The following is a 15,774-nucleotide window of genomic DNA, read 5'->3' on the forward strand; positions in this document are numbered from 1 at the left end:
TTTTGTCATGGGTCTAGTTTGGCTGCCTCCGGAATACGCTCAGAGCGCAACTGGAGACGCCACTAACGGAATGCCCCCGGCATAACTGTCTTCGGGAGCCACAGGATGATTTCGGGAAATGCTGCCAACAGAATGAGGATGACCAGCATTGGGGCCAGGATGAGCACAACCTCTCGCAGGACTTGCACAACGTTTAGGCCGCCAATCGCTGCAGAGATCAGCAAACACAAGCCGTAGGGCGGCGTCACAAGCCCAAAGGCAAGCGAGACGATACCAATGATGGCGAAAGCGATTGGATCAACCCCACCCGCTTGGGCCACAGGCATCAGAACCGTGCCAAGAATGATGATTGTCGGAATTGCGTCGATGAACAGGCCAAAGAGCAGAAACAGCAGCGCAATCAAAATAGCTGTTCCAAAAGCTCCGAATTCCCATGCGGTCAAAACACTCACAATCAGGCGCGGCGCATCGTAGAAGGACAGTAGCCAGCCGAATGCCGACGCAGTGCCGATCGCAAACAGTGAAATGGCTGCAAAGCGTGCCGTATCGTAGAGGATGAAGCCCAAATCTCTGGGTGTTACCGTCCGATAGACAAACATACCCAGGATCAGCGCGTAACCCGCCGCGATGATTGCACTTTCAGTTGGTGTGACGAGGCCGCCCACGATACCGCCAATCACAAAGACCGGCGTCAAAAGAGCCAGTGCGGCACCTTTCCAAGCGGCCCAGAACTCACCCCAATTAGGCGTCGCTGTCACCGGGTAATTGCGGGCTTTTGCGAAGCCATAGACCGTGGCCATCAAGGCAAGGCCAATCATCAGGCCCGGAATCGCACCGCCCAGAAACAACGCGCCGACAGAGACCTGCATGACACCGCCCCAGACGATCATCAAAATCGATGGTGGGATGATGACCCCCATCACCGAAGAGCACGCCGTGATAGCAACGGCAAACCGCGTGTCGTATCCCTCTTTCTGCATGGCTGGGATCAGGATTTTCCCAATGCCCGCCGCATCTGCTGTGGAAGATCCGGAGATGCCTGCAAACAGCATCGACACAGCGACATTCACATGGCCCAATCCGCCAGGCATCCAGCCGGTCAACACCCGTGCCAATTCGATCAGCCGGTCGGTTACTTTGCCGGAATTCATCAGGTTGGCCGCCAATAGAAAGAATGGAACGGCCAACAGGATGAACGAGTTATAGGATTGGAACATCCGATCCAGCACGATGAACGGGGTCAGCCGCAGCTCAAGCAACACAACCGGGAGGGTCGCCAAACCCAATGCGAATGCCACTGGGATGCGGATGAAAATCAGCACCAGAAAGCCAGCAATAAGCATCGTGGCGGCAGTTGCAGTATCGAGGATCATGTCTGGCTGCTCTCTCGGTTTAAATATTTCGCGATGGTTTCGGACAACCGGTAACCCGACAAGAGAAACCAAAACCCTCCTGCAATCGGGACCGAGATGTGCGTGATCGCAAGATTGGCGCGCATCATTACGGACCGCTGATTGCCCCCGAATTCGGTGTATTCGATGCCGTATAAAAGGAAGAACGCCCCAAAAATCATTATGGCAACGTGCACAATGCCGTCTTGAAGCAAACGTGGCAGCGGTCTCATTGCATTCCGGGTAATGCGAACGTCGAAATGCGTACCGTCCCAGACAGCGACAATTGACCCGATCATCACAATCCAAACGAAAAGGAACGTCGCCAACTCTTCAGTCCAAAGGTAAGTTGGGATCAAACCGGTGTAGCGAGAGACAACCTGCATCGCGACTGGAATGGCGAGTGTGCCCATCATCACACCAAGCAATATGCGAAGCCCAGCGCAGAACTTATCCAGATATATTCCAAGCATGTTCCGCCCTACTCCGCGATGTGACGCGCCTAGCGCATCAGAAATTGTGCCGACAGGCGAGCTTGAAGACTCACCCGCCCGTCAGCCGGGAGATTACATTCCGCGAACGTTATTGAGCAGCTCTGTCGCGCCCAGCTCTTCAGCATAGGCGTCTTGGACCGGCTGAACCAATTCCAGCATTTTCTCGCGGCCCTCGAACTCATGCACTTCGATCTGACCTGCGTCGATCATTGCCTGAAGTTTTTCACCGTCCTGACCGCTCTCTAGCGCGCGACCAAATGCACCGGCTTCAGCACCAGCTTCCATGATGGCAGCTTGCAGATCCGCAGGCAGTTCATCGAAGATTTTCGCCGACATCACGATTGGGCGCACAGTGATCGTGTGCTGGGTTAATGAAACATGCGGCGCGACTTCGTAGAACTTCAGGTTTTGGATCGAGGCGGCTTCGTTCTCGAACCCGGCGATAACGCCTGTTTGGATTGCGTTATAGACTTCGTTGTAAGCGATGGCAGATGGTGCCGCACCAACAGCAGAAAACGTCTGCGCCTGAATTGGGGCACCCATGACGCGCATACGGTGTCCTGCAAGTTCATCCATGTTTGTGATGGGCTCGGCAGAGGCCAGATTCCGCACACCGCCACCGTGATAACCCACAATCACAATGCCCGCGGCTTCACGCAGATCATCCTCAAGGGGCTTCAGCGCATCCGATGAAAGCACCGCATCCCAATGTTCTAGATCACGGAACAGGAAAGGCATATCCATCAATGGAATGGACTCTGAAAACACGGCCATATTGGAAGGGGCCAGAATGGTGTAGTCCACCGCGACACCCTGATTAAGGTAGGTCACGTAGTCGGATTCGACGCCAAGCTCGCCGTTCAGACGCAGGTCGAAATCGACTTCGCCATCGTATTTCTCAGCGACCAGTCGTTCGAATTCCCGCAGAGTTTTAGTGAAGGCATGCTCTTCATCAAACATGCTTGCGCCACGAAGCGTGACATCAGCCTGCGCAACCGAAGCTCCGCCAAGAAAAACGGCTGTTACAGCCAACGTTTTCATCGAGAAATTGAACATTCTATCCTCCCAGATCAGGTTCAAATCTTATTTTGCCCAGTCGTCTGTGACTGGTGATCGCATTCGAAACCTTGCAAATGGCTATGCCAGATCAGCACTCACCCAAATCTGGATGGTCTGATTTCCTCCCGGCTAGCACGATTGCTCCGCTCTCGCTAATGGCACACAACACGAAAACTGGGATACTAGTCAACATTTAAATTGGCAGTTTTTCAAAAACGTATAGGTTTTTCATTTAAAAACAGCGAAAAGATTGTCGTCTAGTATCCAACTATGATCTATCAATTTCCTCTTCGATCTGCCACAATGCCTTCAAACAGAGGTTTGGAAAGCAAAAAAATGGCAGCATTGGGAACCCTTGAGCGCACAACGAGTAGCGATGTCGTCTTTGACGAACTGTTTGGACAAATCACCCGGTTGGAATTGCTCCCTGGGACAAAGATATCCGAAACGGACGTAGCAAAGTCATTCGGGCTCTCACGGCAACCCGTGCGAGAGGCATTCACACGGCTGGCCAACCTCAATCTCCTATTGGTACGACCGCAGCGCGCAACTGTTGTTCGGCCATTCTCGCGGCAGCTTATCGCAAATGCCCGCTTCGTACGTGCCGCCGTCGAACTGGAAGTTATCCGCGCGGCCGCGTTAGATCGCGACAAGTCGGTAGACGCGGCATTGAAAGCGAATCTTCGCAAACAGGCGGAGGCAATTTCCGCGGAAGATGTCAGTTTGTTTCATGAACTGGATTACCAGTTTCACAAATTACTTTGTGCCTCGGCCAAACAAGAATTTGCGTTTGAAATTATCGCCGAGAACAAAGCGCAGGTTGATCGCCTTTGTATGCTCGCGCTGACCAGCAAAAAGGCAATGGATGATTTGTATGTGGATCACCAATCTCTCTTAAAGAATCTTTTTGACGGTGATACAAAGGCAGCTGATCAAGTCCTTCGTACGCATCTTGAGCGTTTGACTCCAACGATCCAGGCAATCTACACGACGCACAACGCCTACTTTGATGAATAAGTAGCTTCGTTTCGAGTCGCTATTTTTTGTTCATTACTACTTAGCTGTTCAACGTACAGCTGGTATTATGTGAAGCGATCTCTGATTGAGTGGTCGGCTCCCCTGCGGACCAAACGAAACATTACTTCAATAGCCGGATAGCAGTCATTGATCCTTTGCGCGAAGAACGTCTGTTTCGAGCCTATCCTGTGAATTTGATTTTCTCGCTGCGCGCGCTCGCAGCACAGATCTTGCCGCGTGAAGCGTTCACTGGCTGAGTGGTCAGCTCGTCAGAGTATAGCCAGCACAATCACCTAGCCCTGCCTGAATTCATCCTTTGACCATGCGTGCAAAGAACACCTGATATGATCCCCAAGGCAGCAGTCGCAAATCAAATGAACCACTATGAACGGCCGTAAATCCTGTCAGTAGCGCACTGAATGTCAGAACTTTCAATCGCATAGCTCTATCTTTTTGGGCTTTCGGAAACACCAAAAAATGTTGATCGATGAGAGTTGATTTTGGTCATCCTTCCTTCAGAAGGCTACGCGGTCTCCTCCCTTTAAGTCTAGGATTTCCCTTGCTTCACCAGGGGTCGCGACCTGACTGCCCAAGTCCTCTACGATACGTCGAATTTTAGCGACTTGTTGAGCGTTGCTTTCGGCCAGTTTTCCACGAGAGATGAACAGGCTGTCTTCAAGGCCAACGCGAATGTTACCGCCCATCTGGCTAGCCGTGGTTGCAAGCGACATCTGTGCCCCGCCAGCCCCCAAGACTGACCACCGATAGTCGTCACCGAAAAGCCGGTCGGCGGTGCGTTTCATAAAGATAAGGTTATCGGCTTCGGGTCCGATGCCGCCGAGGATGCCAAAGATGAACTGAATAAAAATGGGTGCCTTGAATAGCCCGATATCCATACAAAACTTCAGGTTGTACAAGTGACCGACATCATAGCATTCGTGTTCGAATTTGATGTCATGCGGGGCCAAAGTTTTCGCTGCCTCGCGAATGTCTCGGAACGTATTGCGAAAGATGTTCTGGTCGGAGTTTGCGACATAGTCCTTCTCCCAATCAAACTTCCAATCGTCATCGCCATACCTGTTGGCCAATGGATGAAACGAGAAGTTCATAGAACCCATGTTCATCGAACACATCTCGGGGCTGAAGGTCTTGGCCGGATTGATCCGGTCCTGAATGGACAATGTCAGCGATCCACCGGTCGACAGGTTTACGACAGCACCCGTCGCTTGTTTGATGCGTGGCAGGAAAGGCGCGAAGTCATTCGGGTCGACAGATGGTGAGCCGTTCTCGGGGTTGCGCGCATGCAGGTGCAGGATCGAAGCACCGGCCTCGGCAGCTTCGACCGCCTGCTGTGCGATGTCGTCATACGTGTAGGGCAATGCATCCGACATTGTCGGCGTGTGGATTGCACCAGTTACGGCACAGGTGATTATGGTCTTTTTCTGTCGGGCCATGGGTTCAGTTTTCCTTGGATTGTCCGATGTGCTTCACGCGGTAGCCCAGCGGGAAAAGTTGCAGGTCATAGCGGCTGCGGATAACGCCCCAAATGCCTTTGGGGGCCTTGAGCATGACGACAATCGCAACGACTCCGAGAACGATCAGATAAGTTGTTCCAAGATCGGCCAGCGTTTCGCGCAAGGCGAAGAAGACAAGCGTGCCGATAATCGGACCTTCGATTGTGCCGATGCCGCCGATCACCACGATGAAGATGACAAAGGCGGTCCAGTCATTGACGCTGAACGCGGCATCCGGTGATATGCGCAGCTTTTGCAAAAAGATGAGCGCACCGATCATCGCCGTGAATGCCGAGGTGACGACGTACACGATGAACTTCGTGCGCCAGATATCGATACCCAAGCTACCGGCTGCCAGTTCGTTGTCGCGAATTGCCGTCAACGCCAACCCTTGGCGTGAGCGAAGGAAGAGATAGACGGCTGTCACCACCAGCACAGCGGCGCCGAGCGCCAACCAATAGCTCAACGCCTCTCGCATCGAGCGACCGGACGCCAGGGATTTCACGATGGCGACGGGCAACGAAGATCCTGATCCTCCGCCAAGCGCAGAGATTTGTGCGAAGCTCAGCCGAAAGACTTCGGCGATGACCCAGGTGCCTATGGCGAAATAAGCGCCCCTTAGCCTGAAGATCAGAACGGCAACCGGGATCGAGATCAAAGCCCCCAGCACGCCTGCAGCTGCGATAGCAACCAACGGGTGCAGCCCGCCCAACATCGTCAACGCAAAGAGCATATAGCCGCCAAAGCCGACATAGGCCTGCTGACCAACCGAGACGAGACCGGCGTAACCCGCCATCAGGTTCCAAAGGGTGGCGAGGGACAGGTAGAGAAACAGCTCGCCCATCAGCCGCATATCGGCGCGACCCGCCCATAAAGGCGCTGCGATCAAAACAAGCAAAGCGATTGCGGTAAGGATCGCAGCAACTCGCGCTGCCTTTGATGATCGAGATACAGAATAGTCCTGCAGATTCATCCGGAAACCCTCGGGAAGAGGCCGTTCGGACGAACGGCAAGAATGACAAGAAAGGCGATATGGCCAGCAAGCACCTGCCAACCCGGGTCGATCTTGGCGCCGATTGTTTGCGCAACACCAAGGATCACGCCACCAACCAGTGTACCCCAAAGGTTGCCGAGCCCCCCGATAATGACGGCCTCGAAGCCAAAGATCAGGCGCCCTCCGCCGATTGAGGGATCAAAGCTGGTCCGAATACCAAGCAGGATACCGGCAATCGCCGTCACACCCAGTGCCAGAGCCATTGCCAGACCAAAGATGTGCCGACGGTTAAGACCCATGAGCTGGGCGATGTCCTGATTGTCCGAAACCGCACGAAACGCACGCCCCAGAGCGGTATGATAGAAGGTCCACTGCAACCCCCAGATAACAGCGATGGCGATCCCGAAGGTGAGAAGGGGTAGAATGCCAAGTGACACCCCGCCGACCGCGACGCTTGCAGTTTCCAGCGCACCCGCATTCAGTGTTTGAGGATCGGCTGTGTAGACCTCCAGCAACCCGTTCTGAATGATCACGCTTAGGCCGAAGGTGACAAGCAAGGGCGGAAGAATATCGTCGCCTAAAGTTTGGTTTAGAAGGCCGCGCTGAAGGGCATATCCGATCAACGCCATTGCGGGAACAACTATCACCAACGCGGCCATCGGATGCATTCCCGTCGCGGTCGTTACCGTCAGCCCGAGATATGCGGCCAGCACAATCAGGTCACCGTGGGCAATATTGACCAGCCGCATGACTCCAAAGATCAATGACAACCCTGCCGCGAACAGAGCGTAAAGCCCGCCGAGTAGAGTTCCCTGCACGATAGCGTTCAGCCATTCCATGTTATTCGATCCCGAAATAAGCGCGCGAGATGTCTTCGCGCGAAACGGTGTCAGACGCGCTCTCCAGCGAAACGCGTCCCTCTTGCAGGCAGAAGACCCGGCTCGAGACCGACAGTGCCTTGGTGATGTCCTGTTCAACGATGATCGCGCTCATACCCTCGCCAATAATGCCGGGAAGCGCTTCGTAGATGTCCTTGATGATGATCGGTGCCAGCCCGAGGCTAACTTCGTCAAAAAGGATCAGATCGGGATTGGCCATGAGAGCCCTCCCGATAGCAACCATCTGCTGTTGACCGCCAGAGAGCGAAGTAGAGGCCTGATCTTTTCGCTCTTCAAGGATCGGAAATAGATCGTAGACGGCTTTCAGATCCCAGGGGCCTTTGCGGCCAACCTGAGCTCCTATCATCAGGTTCTCTTTGACTGACAAAGAGGGAAACAGTTGACGACCCTCTGGAACCATCGCCAGACCAAGTTCGGCAACCTCGTCCGCGCGAAGGCGGCTGATATCCTGCCCTCGGTAGTGGATCTGACCCCGTCCGTTTGTCAGCAACCCTGTGATGGACCGCATCAAGGTGGATTTTCCCGCACCATTTGCACCAATGATGGCAAGGACTTCGCCCTCGCCCACGTCCAGTTCAACGTCGTAGAGCGCTTGGAAGTCGCCGTAGTAAGAGTTCAAATCGCGTGTCTGGAGAATTGGATCAGGCATCGGCTTCGATCCCCAGATAGATCTCTTTGACTTCAGTGCTTTCCATGATTGTTTGCGGCTCGCCCTCGGCGATCTTCTTTCCGAAATCGATAACGATCAGGCGGTCCACAACAGCCAGCAGCGCATGCACGACGTGTTCGATCCAAATGATGGTGACGCCAGAGGCATGAATGTCCTTGATGGTTTGAACCAGTGATTTGCACTCTGCTTCGGTCAGCCCACCGGCGATTTCGTCCAGCAGCAGCAATCTTGGCTTGGCGCAAAGAGCGCGTGTCAGTTCCAGGCGTTTTCGTTCCAGCAATGTCAGGCTGCCTGCAAGAACGTTTGCCTTTGGCAGCAGCTCGGTTTGATCCAGTACTACCAGACAAAACCGTTCAGCTTGGTGCCCACGCAGCCCAGCCGATTGCGTGGCAGCGATCATGGCGTTTTCGAAAACGGTCATGCCCGAAAACGGCTGCGGGACCTGAAACGAACGGGCGATCCCTGCATGGCTGCGTCTTGCGGCGCTCCATTTGGTGACGTTCTGACCATCAAACTCGATACGTCCGGAATTCGGTTTCAGCGTCCCTGTAATCAGATTGAACATCGAGGTTTTACCGGCGCCATTGGGGCCAATCACCCCAAGCGCCTCACCTTGTTGGACCTGATAGTTCAGCGCATCGGCGACAGTGACTGCGCCAAATGCTTTGCTCAGGTCTTGGAGATTCAGGATTGTTGTCATGCTTCTCTCGGATGGAGGGTTCGGCGCCATGATCGGCGCCGAACAATTAGTCAGCCCAGCAGCTTCATGTCTGCCGTCACCGGAACCTCGGGCGCGGTGCTGTTTGCAACGATCTGCAACTCATACGCGTCCCCGGATTTTTGCCACTGACCACCGACCAGTGGCGTCTTGGTTACATTGTTCATAGGCCCATCACCCCAGTTCACCGGTCCCACGATGGTGTTCAGGTTCGTAGATGTGATGGCCGAAATGATCGAAGAGGGGTCTTCCAGATCATCAGCCCGTTTGATCACGTCCGCGACGACCTCGAACAGAGCGTGTTTGAAACCAAGCGGTTGCGTCCACGGACGTCCCGACTCTGCTGTGTACCCTTCCGCCAGTTGTTTCGAAGAAATACCGGTCAGCGAGGACGAGAACGGATGGTGTGGAGACCACCAGACCTCGGTCGACAACCCATCGCCACGATCGCCGAGCGATTCAATGACAGACGGGAACAACAGCGCCTTGCCGATGGTCACAACCTTCGGGTTGAACCCTTGCTGTGCGGCCTGGCTCCAGAACGTCGCGAAATCTGGCGGGATCATGTTGCCGGTAACGATTTCACATCCAGCCGCTTTGAACGCTGCAATCTGGTTTGAGAAGTCATCGGACAGCGGCTGATATCGGCCGGGATCGGTGAGCGTGTAACCGGCGGCAGCAAGCGGTTTGGGCAGACCCAGTTCCGCATCACCCCAGGCATTGCCGTCGGCATCGTTAGGGAAAAGCCCGCCCACGGTCTTGGCCACTCCGGTCTTATCCCACATGTCGAGGAACGCGGCGATAACGTCCTCAAGACCCCAGAAGAAGTGATAGGTGGTCTCAAACCCTTCGCCCGGAACACCGTTTCGGCCAAAGAAGTACGGCTGCCATGGGCAGTCGGTTGTGATGCAAGGAACTTCATTAATCTCTGCCTGATCGGCGACAGGGTTCACGGTGTCCGGCGTTGAAGCCGCAACGATGATATCGACCTCATCACCCAGGATCAGGTCAGCGGCGACCTCTGCTGCTCGGTTTGGATTGGACTGGCTGTCTTTTGAGATGATTTCGACGTTCCAGGTTTTGCCATTGTTGTCCAAGCCCGCCGAAAAGACCTGCTGGATGGCTTGCAGAACATATTCGTCGGCCTCGGCAAAACCGGCCAGTGGCCCGGTGCGCGGGCTGACGTTACCGATCCGCAGCGTCGGGTTCGCAGCATAGGCACGCGTTGCCCGGAGTATAGCCGGAGCAGCGATTGCCGCTGTGGCACCGGCTATGAAACCACGCCTTGTGGCTGTTTTGAAAGTCCTTGTCATTGCGTCCTCCCTTCACCGGCCTCCCGCCAGTGTTTGATTGATCTTACAAAGTCTTCTCGAGATTTTTCAGATGTTTCGCGACACGCTGGCGAATTTCATCCGCCTCGCCCTCGGCCCATTTCCTGAACCCTTCTCCGGATTTCATGCCCAGCTTGCCCGCATCGACAAGCGCCTTTAGATAGGATGAAGGGCCCTTGTGCGCCTCAAGATCGTGCAGCACGTTTTCGTGGATATCGAGCGTCAGGTCGGTGCCAACAAGGTCAGCGTTCTCTAACGGCCCAAGCACTGCCAACCGGCGGCCAAAACTGGACTTTATCACGGTATCGACAGCCTCTGCGTCGCAGATACCGTTTTCCACTAGGCTGACCGCTTCGCGCCACAAGGCATGCTGAAGACGGTTTCCGATAAAGCCGGGCACATCCTTTTCGACCATCACCGGAGTTTTTCCGGCATCCTTCAATAGATCGTACATCGTCTGCGCAGTCTCTGGGTCTGTCCACTCAGTCTTGATGACCTCGACTAACGGGATCATATGCGGCGGGTTCCACCAATGCGTTCCGATGGCCCGGTTTTTCAGCCGCAAACCAGACATGATCTGAGTGATCGGCATGACCGAAGTATTGGATGCGAGAATGCAAGTCTCTGGTGCGTGCGCCTCGATTTCAGCAAATATCGCTTGCTTTAGCTCCAATTTTTCCGGCGCCGCTTCGAAAACCGCGTCCGCATTTCGGACCGCAGTTGCCGTTGTCGCAAAGACCTCAATCATCTCGAGGGTCTTTGTGATGGTCGCTTCGCCATCCCCCATCGCGGCCATACTGGTGCGAATGCGCTCTGACACTGTGTTCCGAGCCTCTTCCACAGGGTCTGTGACGGCGACGTATTGACCGGCCTTCGCTAAAGTCAGGGCAATGCCATGGCCCATCAAGCCTGCGCCAATCACTGCCATCTGCTGTTTTTTACGCACCATCATTTAGCCCGCCGTATATCCACCGTCGGCATGAAGGATATGCCCGGTGTAGAAATCAGATGCGCGTGAGGCGAGAAACAGCAGAGGACCGGCAAGGTCTTCTGGCTCACCCAGTCGCCCCTTTGGAACACGGGTAAGGAAGCCATCGCGCACCGCTTTGGCCTCGTCGGTGTCTTCGAACATCCAAGCTGTTAAAGGAGACCTGAACACTGTCGGAGCGATCGCGTTGACGGTAATTCCAGTCGGCCCGAGCTCACACCCCAAGGCTTTGGTGATCCCGTTTACTGCGGCCTTTGATGCGCAATACGCAGTATAACCAGCCGGATGGCCAAGAATACTGCGGGCGGAGCTGACGAAGATGATCTTGCCGTATTCGCTGACCTTCATCTGTTTCGCAGCCGAACGCGCGAGCAACCAGCTTTGATTGACGTTGGCATCCATTACCGCATCAAAGGTTTCGGGAGCCATTTCGTTGATCGGAGCGACTTTGTTCATGCCGGACGCGACGACGAGAATGTCCAGCTTGCCAAAACTGTTGACCGCTTCATCGACCAACGCGTCGCATGACGCCTCGTCGTTTGGCCGTGTATTCACTGTTACAACAGCAGCTCCGAGCTCCTCGCACTCTTTGGCAATCTCATCGAGCGCTTGTTGGTTGCCTGCTGCCAAAACCAAGTTGCAACCAGCCCCAGCCAGAACACGTGCAGCCACCATGCCAAAGGCCCCAGAGGCCCCCGTAATCAGTGCGACATTGTCCTTAACATCAAACATCTTGAGTGGATTAGACATTCTATTCGTCCTCAGCTTTCTAGCGGGTAAGGAATGACGACAAGCATCTTGCAGGTGTGGTTCGAACGGTTTTCAATTTTACGAACTTCGCCCGGCGCGATCGTGCAGCTGTCCATGGGACCCAGGGTGGTTTCCACTCCATCAACGATGACGGTCATTTCGCCGTCCAAAACCACGTAGACCTTCTCGAACGGCGTAGAGTCCGGCCCCGCGCCTCCACCCGGCAGGAACTGACTGAGGCCGATCCATTGATTTGTCGGCCCGCCTTCCTCGAACCCCTGCAACCGAAGCCCGTGGCATCCAAAGTGGTTCGGTGCCTCGTAGGGTTGGGCGTCTTTAAACCGCTTTAAATGCATATTCGTCTCCGCTCAGGATTATAGTATTGGTGGCCGCCGGCGAACCGGCGACCGGTTCGTGAGTGTTCAGAATTCTTCGCCAGCTTCGATGCGGTAAGACTGGTTCTTGTCGATCATCGCCACCAGGCGGATGATGCAGCCATCACCACGGTCCCAGTTCCAAGGGAAAAATGCGAAGGTGCATCGCTTGCCGGTCACCGCATCCAGGTCACCGCCAACATTTTCAATTCCAAGAATACCTCTGGAGAACAGCATATTGTGCACCGGTTCCCATTCAGGGAAGTCAACTTCCCACGGAGTTCCACCTGACCACTCAAGATATTCCTTCTCAAGATGCGGCATGATCGGCCCGTTCCGCTGCGGGCCAATGGCCGTTGCCAACGGATGATCGTTTGCCTGGGTGTCATGCCCAACAACTTTCACACCTTTTTCGATCATCCACTCGGCGGCCGAAGGAACAAGACCCGGGCAGTAGGCGAAGTAGTCACCATCTTCGTACTGCTTGTGCCAACCAGTATTGATGATCAGAACATCGCCTTTGCGAATTGCGTGCCCGCAAGCCTTTTCCAGATCATCTCCCGTAATTTGCTCCCACTTTTTCTTGGGGACAGAAACCACCAGGCCCGAACCGAAGAAATGCGGCAGCGGTACCTCGTCGATGAACGGCGTGCCCTGAACAACATGTGCCGGTGCATCGATATGCGTGGTCACGTGCATGGTCGTGGTAATCGTTTGCGACAACACACCCGACTTGGCCATGTAGTGTTTGCGGTCGATCTGGACGTCTTTGAAATAGGGCCAGTTAGGGCATTGAAACCCGTATCTGTGACTCAGGTTATAGAACTCCAACCCCATGTCATTGTCAGTGTTTGCCTGAAACTCAATGCCGCGGATTTCAACCATTGGGCATATCTCCTCTGTTCGCCGGCGAAGCGGCGTTGGTCGATTTGAATTGAATGGGTGGCCTCCCCACCTGTCCCGTATCATGATGCATACGCACCGCAATGCGGTCAACTTAAAACTCACATTACGGTTGACTTGCACCGCATTGCGATACAATGTGCTGGAATACTTAATACCGGTATGCGACGGCAGTAAGAAGTGCGGGAGTCATTTAAGTGTCTGACAAAAATGAAAAAGGTGGAATTCAAGTTATTTCAAGAGCGGCTTCGATCCTACGCGTATTGAAGGAAGGCCAGTCTGGAATGAGCTTGGGGAAAATCGCCGACCGCGTCGACCTGCCCCGCTCTACGGTACAAAGAATCACAAGCGCCCTTTCGGAAGAGAAGTTGGTTATTTCCGATGCGAATGGAGGAGGGTTGAGGCTCGGCCCTGAACTGAGCGCTCTTGCAGGGGCAGCTCACTACAGCATTGTCGAGCATTGTCGGCTTCTCTTGACTGAACTAACGCAAAAGACCGGAGAAACAACTGACCTCGCAGTTATGCGCGGCATCGGCATGGTTTTTCTCGATCAGGTTCCCGGCGTGTACCGTTTGACGACGGTCTCTCAAGTGGGTGAAGTGTTCCCATTGACCACCACCGCGAATGGCAAAGCGTGTCTCGCCCAACTCAGTAAAGAAGATGCGATCAAGCTAGTTCGAAACGAATGGGGCCGGAATGGTATTCAGAGAAATGTAGATGAGTTCTTGGCTGAACTGGAAGCGGTTCGAGAACGCGGCCTTGCATATGATTTGGACGAACATTCTGCCGGTGTATCGGCAATAGGTTTTTCCTTCGTCGATTGGGCTGGAGAATTACACGCGATCTCAATTCCAGTGCCAACGACGCGATTTGCGCGACAAAGAGCAACCATCGAACAGGCGCTAATCGAGACATCCACAAATATTCACCAAACCTTCCGATGAACTTAAGAAACGGGTTTGAGAAAGATTCGGGTCTCATGGCCAATCTTTCAAAAAAACCGCGATTCTACTGGAATACAGCCCATGCATTCCACCGATCAGGCGGCTGCTAAGTCGGCAAGGCGCCGATGGGTGATATTTGTATCGAATCGCGGGTTTCGCAATCATTGGCTGAATAGACGCCGCCATAACGAGCCGCGAACGTTCCTGAAAAAGGGGTATTATCCGAACCGATCTCTGGTTGAGTGGTCAGCTCATCTTCAGACAAAAGGCACAATCACTTCAATGCGACTGATCGCGTCCAGTTATCGCATGTGCACAGAGCGCCGGTGATGAGCCCAATGTGTCTAATGCTGCGCAAAGAATGAACGTCCGCTCGGCAGTCAAACTTTCTCTCACAAAAGCGACAGTTCTGCCTCCATATTTTTAGTCAGATGTCTCCATCTTAGGCGGGCCACCACCAAGCGCTCTGCTGAGTTTCTCTGTGAGCGCGAAGAGCCGTTTGCTGTCCTCTGATCCCAGGATGTTTTCTATTAACTTGTCGCCTTCTTCCCAAACCTCTGCGACTCCCAGCAAAACCGACTGTCCGCTAGGTGTGATTTTGATCACATCAGCGCGCCGGTCTGTAGGACTAGTCTCGCGTTGCACATATCCAAGTGCTTCAAGCCTGGAAATCATTGAGCTCATGGTTCCAGGTGAGACGCTGAAATGTTTGACGAGGTGCTGCTGAGAGGATGGTCCAATCTTCTGTAGCGCATCCAGAACAAGGGCTTGGCGATGCCGTATCCCGGACGATCCAAGCAAGCTTTCCAGTTGCTTTTCCAAAATCGCAGCTGAGTGTAGGAAGGGATGGATTCGTGCGTGCTGACGTTTCATGGGTTCACTTTGAGAAATCTTGTGTATTAATTACAGTGATTTAAGAAATTTGTCAAATTAGTTCTAATTGAAAAAGTTTGGCTTGAAAGTATATTGAAGTGTAATTAAACTATCCCCTTCAATCAGCCTTAGAAAAGGACACATAATGCGATTTACGCTGTTCACAGCCACGCTGCTTGGTGCGGCTGGCGTTGCCAATGCTGACGCACCACAGGTTCCGTCAGAAGCACCATATATCGTCCTCAGAGAAAACCACGACGAACCAAACGGATATGGGTTTTGCATTGATACATATGGGGCCGGGCAGTCTGATCTTTTGCAGACCCATTCTTGCAAACCGTCCAGTGAGGGTGAACCGCGCAGCTATGAAGGCCATGACACGCGTTTTGAGTACAACGCAGACACCATGCAGGTCGTATCTTACCCATTTGAAGGCTTCTGCATGCAGGCCTTAATCGCTACAGGAAAGTCGGAGTTTGCACTGTTGGAATGCAGCGATCATCCTCGCCAAAAGTTCATTTACGACGAAACAGATCAGACTCTGCGACTAGTCGCCGGATAGCAGTCATTGATCCTGCGCGCGGAGAACGTCTGTTTCGAGCCCATCTCGGACGTCTCGAAATTTCGCTGCGTGCGCGCACAGCACGAGAATTGCTGCGCCGCAGTCAAAAAATTGTTCGCAGCACAGCGGAGGTTGAAGCCATTCGAGGGGGCCACAACAAATCTGAAAACGCGAACTCACAAGTCGCGCAACTCAGCATCATCTCGCTGCGGTTGCGCGAATGTAAGCTTCTATACTGCGTAGAGGTAAATTTCTGTAGCAAAAGGCAAAACTATTTGTCGGCACAAAGGGAT

At 53.7% G+C, this 15,774-nt stretch carries 17 protein-coding genes; 3 read left to right on the forward strand and 14 right to left on the reverse strand.

The window, feature by feature from the left end:
- Positions 1 to 62 precede the first annotated feature (62 nt).
- The 3 genes from RUM8411_RS13220 to RUM8411_RS13230 form a co-directional block, all read right to left on the reverse strand.
- Positions 63 to 1,373, reverse strand: coding sequence for a TRAP transporter large permease (locus RUM8411_RS13220; protein ID WP_085823189.1), 1,311 nt, complete (start codon positions 1,371 to 1,373; stop codon positions 63 to 65).
- On the reverse strand, positions 1,370 to 1,864 hold the full coding sequence (locus tag RUM8411_RS13225) for a TRAP transporter small permease (RefSeq protein WP_085823190.1): 495 nt from the start codon (positions 1,862 to 1,864) through the stop codon (positions 1,370 to 1,372). The genes RUM8411_RS13220 and RUM8411_RS13225 overlap by 4 nt, the downstream gene beginning before the upstream one ends.
- A gap of 93 nt (positions 1,865 to 1,957) precedes the next feature.
- Complete coding sequence (locus RUM8411_RS13230; RefSeq protein ID WP_234995225.1) at positions 1,958 to 2,941, reverse strand: TRAP transporter substrate-binding protein; 984 nt, start codon at positions 2,939 to 2,941, stop codon at positions 1,958 to 1,960.
- Positions 2,942 to 3,280: 339 nt separating this feature from the next.
- On the opposite strand from RUM8411_RS13230, the gene RUM8411_RS13235 reads away from it, so the two are divergent.
- Entirely contained in the window at positions 3,281 to 3,961 is a 681-nt protein-coding gene (locus RUM8411_RS13235) for a GntR family transcriptional regulator (RefSeq protein WP_159453900.1), read from the forward strand.
- A 515-nt stretch (positions 3,962 to 4,476) separates the two neighbouring features.
- Here RUM8411_RS13235 and kce read toward each other — a convergent pair.
- From kce to RUM8411_RS13285, 10 genes are all read right to left on the reverse strand, one after another.
- The gene (gene kce, locus RUM8411_RS13240; protein WP_085823192.1) at positions 4,477 to 5,415 is read right to left on the reverse strand and encodes a 3,5-dioxohexanoate:acetyl-CoA acetone transferase; all 939 of its coding nucleotides are present in this window, start codon (positions 5,413 to 5,415) and stop codon (positions 4,477 to 4,479) included.
- A 4-nt stretch (positions 5,416 to 5,419) separates the two neighbouring features.
- Entirely contained in the window at positions 5,420 to 6,448 is a 1,029-nt protein-coding gene (locus RUM8411_RS13245; protein ID WP_085823193.1) for a branched-chain amino acid ABC transporter permease, read from the reverse strand.
- On the reverse strand, positions 6,445 to 7,308 hold the full coding sequence (locus RUM8411_RS13250) for a branched-chain amino acid ABC transporter permease (protein WP_085823194.1): 864 nt from the start codon (positions 7,306 to 7,308) through the stop codon (positions 6,445 to 6,447). Before RUM8411_RS13250 ends, RUM8411_RS13245 begins: the two co-directional genes overlap by 4 nt.
- 1 nt (position 7,309) lies before the next feature.
- Positions 7,310 to 8,017 carry an ABC transporter ATP-binding protein gene (locus RUM8411_RS13255; RefSeq protein WP_085823195.1) on the reverse strand — a complete coding sequence of 236 codons (708 nt, stop codon included), beginning with the start codon at positions 8,015 to 8,017 and terminating at the stop codon, positions 7,310 to 7,312.
- Positions 8,010 to 8,738 (reverse strand): ABC transporter ATP-binding protein, encoded by a 729-nt coding sequence (locus RUM8411_RS13260; RefSeq protein WP_085823196.1) that lies wholly within the window; start codon positions 8,736 to 8,738, stop codon positions 8,010 to 8,012. The genes RUM8411_RS13255 and RUM8411_RS13260 overlap by 8 nt, the downstream gene beginning before the upstream one ends.
- Positions 8,739 to 8,788: 50 nt before the next feature.
- Positions 8,789 to 10,069 (reverse strand): ABC transporter substrate-binding protein, encoded by a 1,281-nt coding sequence (locus RUM8411_RS13265; protein WP_085823197.1) that lies wholly within the window; start codon positions 10,067 to 10,069, stop codon positions 8,789 to 8,791.
- A 43-nt stretch (positions 10,070 to 10,112) separates the two neighbouring features.
- Complete coding sequence (locus RUM8411_RS13270; protein ID WP_234995226.1) at positions 10,113 to 11,039, reverse strand: 3-hydroxyacyl-CoA dehydrogenase family protein; 927 nt, start codon at positions 11,037 to 11,039, stop codon at positions 10,113 to 10,115.
- A complete protein-coding gene (locus RUM8411_RS13275; RefSeq protein WP_085823198.1) occupies positions 11,040 to 11,825 on the reverse strand; it encodes an SDR family NAD(P)-dependent oxidoreductase in 786 nt (261 codons plus the stop codon). It lies immediately after the preceding gene.
- Positions 11,826 to 11,836: 11 nt separating this feature from the next.
- Positions 11,837 to 12,181, reverse strand: coding sequence for a cupin domain-containing protein (locus tag RUM8411_RS13280; RefSeq protein ID WP_085823199.1), 345 nt, complete (start codon positions 12,179 to 12,181; stop codon positions 11,837 to 11,839).
- A 66-nt stretch (positions 12,182 to 12,247) separates the two neighbouring features.
- Positions 12,248 to 13,084, reverse strand: coding sequence for a cyclase family protein (locus RUM8411_RS13285; protein ID WP_085823200.1), 837 nt, complete (start codon positions 13,082 to 13,084; stop codon positions 12,248 to 12,250).
- A 215-nt stretch (positions 13,085 to 13,299) separates the two neighbouring features.
- Here RUM8411_RS13285 and RUM8411_RS13290 point away from each other — a divergent pair, with 215 nt between their 5' ends.
- Positions 13,300 to 14,046, forward strand: coding sequence for an IclR family transcriptional regulator (locus tag RUM8411_RS13290; protein ID WP_085823201.1), 747 nt, complete (start codon positions 13,300 to 13,302; stop codon positions 14,044 to 14,046).
- A gap of 423 nt (positions 14,047 to 14,469) precedes the next feature.
- On the opposite strand, the gene RUM8411_RS13295 is transcribed toward RUM8411_RS13290, so the two are convergent.
- Entirely contained in the window at positions 14,470 to 14,919 is a 450-nt protein-coding gene (locus RUM8411_RS13295) for a MarR family winged helix-turn-helix transcriptional regulator (RefSeq protein WP_085823202.1), read from the reverse strand.
- A 145-nt stretch (positions 14,920 to 15,064) separates the two neighbouring features.
- On the opposite strand from RUM8411_RS13295, the gene RUM8411_RS13300 reads away from it, so the two are divergent.
- Positions 15,065 to 15,481, forward strand: a complete 417-nt coding sequence (locus RUM8411_RS13300) for a hypothetical protein (protein WP_143534901.1) — start codon at positions 15,065 to 15,067, stop codon at positions 15,479 to 15,481.
- Positions 15,482 to 15,774 lie beyond the last annotated feature (293 nt).

The sequence above is a fragment of the Ruegeria meonggei genome (assembly GCF_900172215.1).
In the GTDB taxonomy this organism is placed as follows: domain Bacteria; phylum Pseudomonadota; class Alphaproteobacteria; order Rhodobacterales; family Rhodobacteraceae; genus Ruegeria; species Ruegeria meonggei.

Coding starts and splice junctions, on each gene's coding strand:
- RUM8411_RS13220 (WP_085823189.1), bottom strand. CDS start 1,373: ATGATCCTCGATACTGCAACTGCCGCCACGATGCTTATTGCTGGCTTT.
- RUM8411_RS13225 (WP_085823190.1), bottom strand. CDS start 1,864: ATGCTTGGAATATATCTGGATAAGTTCTGCGCTGGGCTTCGCATATTG.
- RUM8411_RS13230 (WP_234995225.1), bottom strand. CDS start 2,941: ATGTTCAATTTCTCGATGAAAACGTTGGCTGTAACAGCCGTTTTTCTT.
- RUM8411_RS13235 (WP_159453900.1), top strand. CDS start 3,281: ATGGCAGCATTGGGAACCCTTGAGCGCACAACGAGTAGCGATGTCGTC.
- kce (WP_085823192.1), bottom strand. CDS start 5,415: ATGGCCCGACAGAAAAAGACCATAATCACCTGTGCCGTAACTGGTGCA.
- RUM8411_RS13245 (WP_085823193.1), bottom strand. CDS start 6,448: ATGAATCTGCAGGACTATTCTGTATCTCGATCATCAAAGGCAGCGCGA.
- RUM8411_RS13250 (WP_085823194.1), bottom strand. CDS start 7,308: ATGGAATGGCTGAACGCTATCGTGCAGGGAACTCTACTCGGCGGGCTT.
- RUM8411_RS13255 (WP_085823195.1), bottom strand. CDS start 8,017: ATGCCTGATCCAATTCTCCAGACACGCGATTTGAACTCTTACTACGGC.
- RUM8411_RS13260 (WP_085823196.1), bottom strand. CDS start 8,738: ATGACAACAATCCTGAATCTCCAAGACCTGAGCAAAGCATTTGGCGCA.
- RUM8411_RS13265 (WP_085823197.1), bottom strand. CDS start 10,069: ATGACAAGGACTTTCAAAACAGCCACAAGGCGTGGTTTCATAGCCGGT.
- RUM8411_RS13270 (WP_234995226.1), bottom strand. CDS start 11,039: ATGATGGTGCGTAAAAAACAGCAGATGGCAGTGATTGGCGCAGGCTTG.
- RUM8411_RS13275 (WP_085823198.1), bottom strand. CDS start 11,825: ATGTCTAATCCACTCAAGATGTTTGATGTTAAGGACAATGTCGCACTG.
- RUM8411_RS13280 (WP_085823199.1), bottom strand. CDS start 12,181: ATGCATTTAAAGCGGTTTAAAGACGCCCAACCCTACGAGGCACCGAAC.
- RUM8411_RS13285 (WP_085823200.1), bottom strand. CDS start 13,084: ATGGTTGAAATCCGCGGCATTGAGTTTCAGGCAAACACTGACAATGAC.
- RUM8411_RS13295 (WP_085823202.1), bottom strand. CDS start 14,919: ATGAAACGTCAGCACGCACGAATCCATCCCTTCCTACACTCAGCTGCG.
- RUM8411_RS13300 (WP_143534901.1), top strand. CDS start 15,065: ATGCGATTTACGCTGTTCACAGCCACGCTGCTTGGTGCGGCTGGCGTT.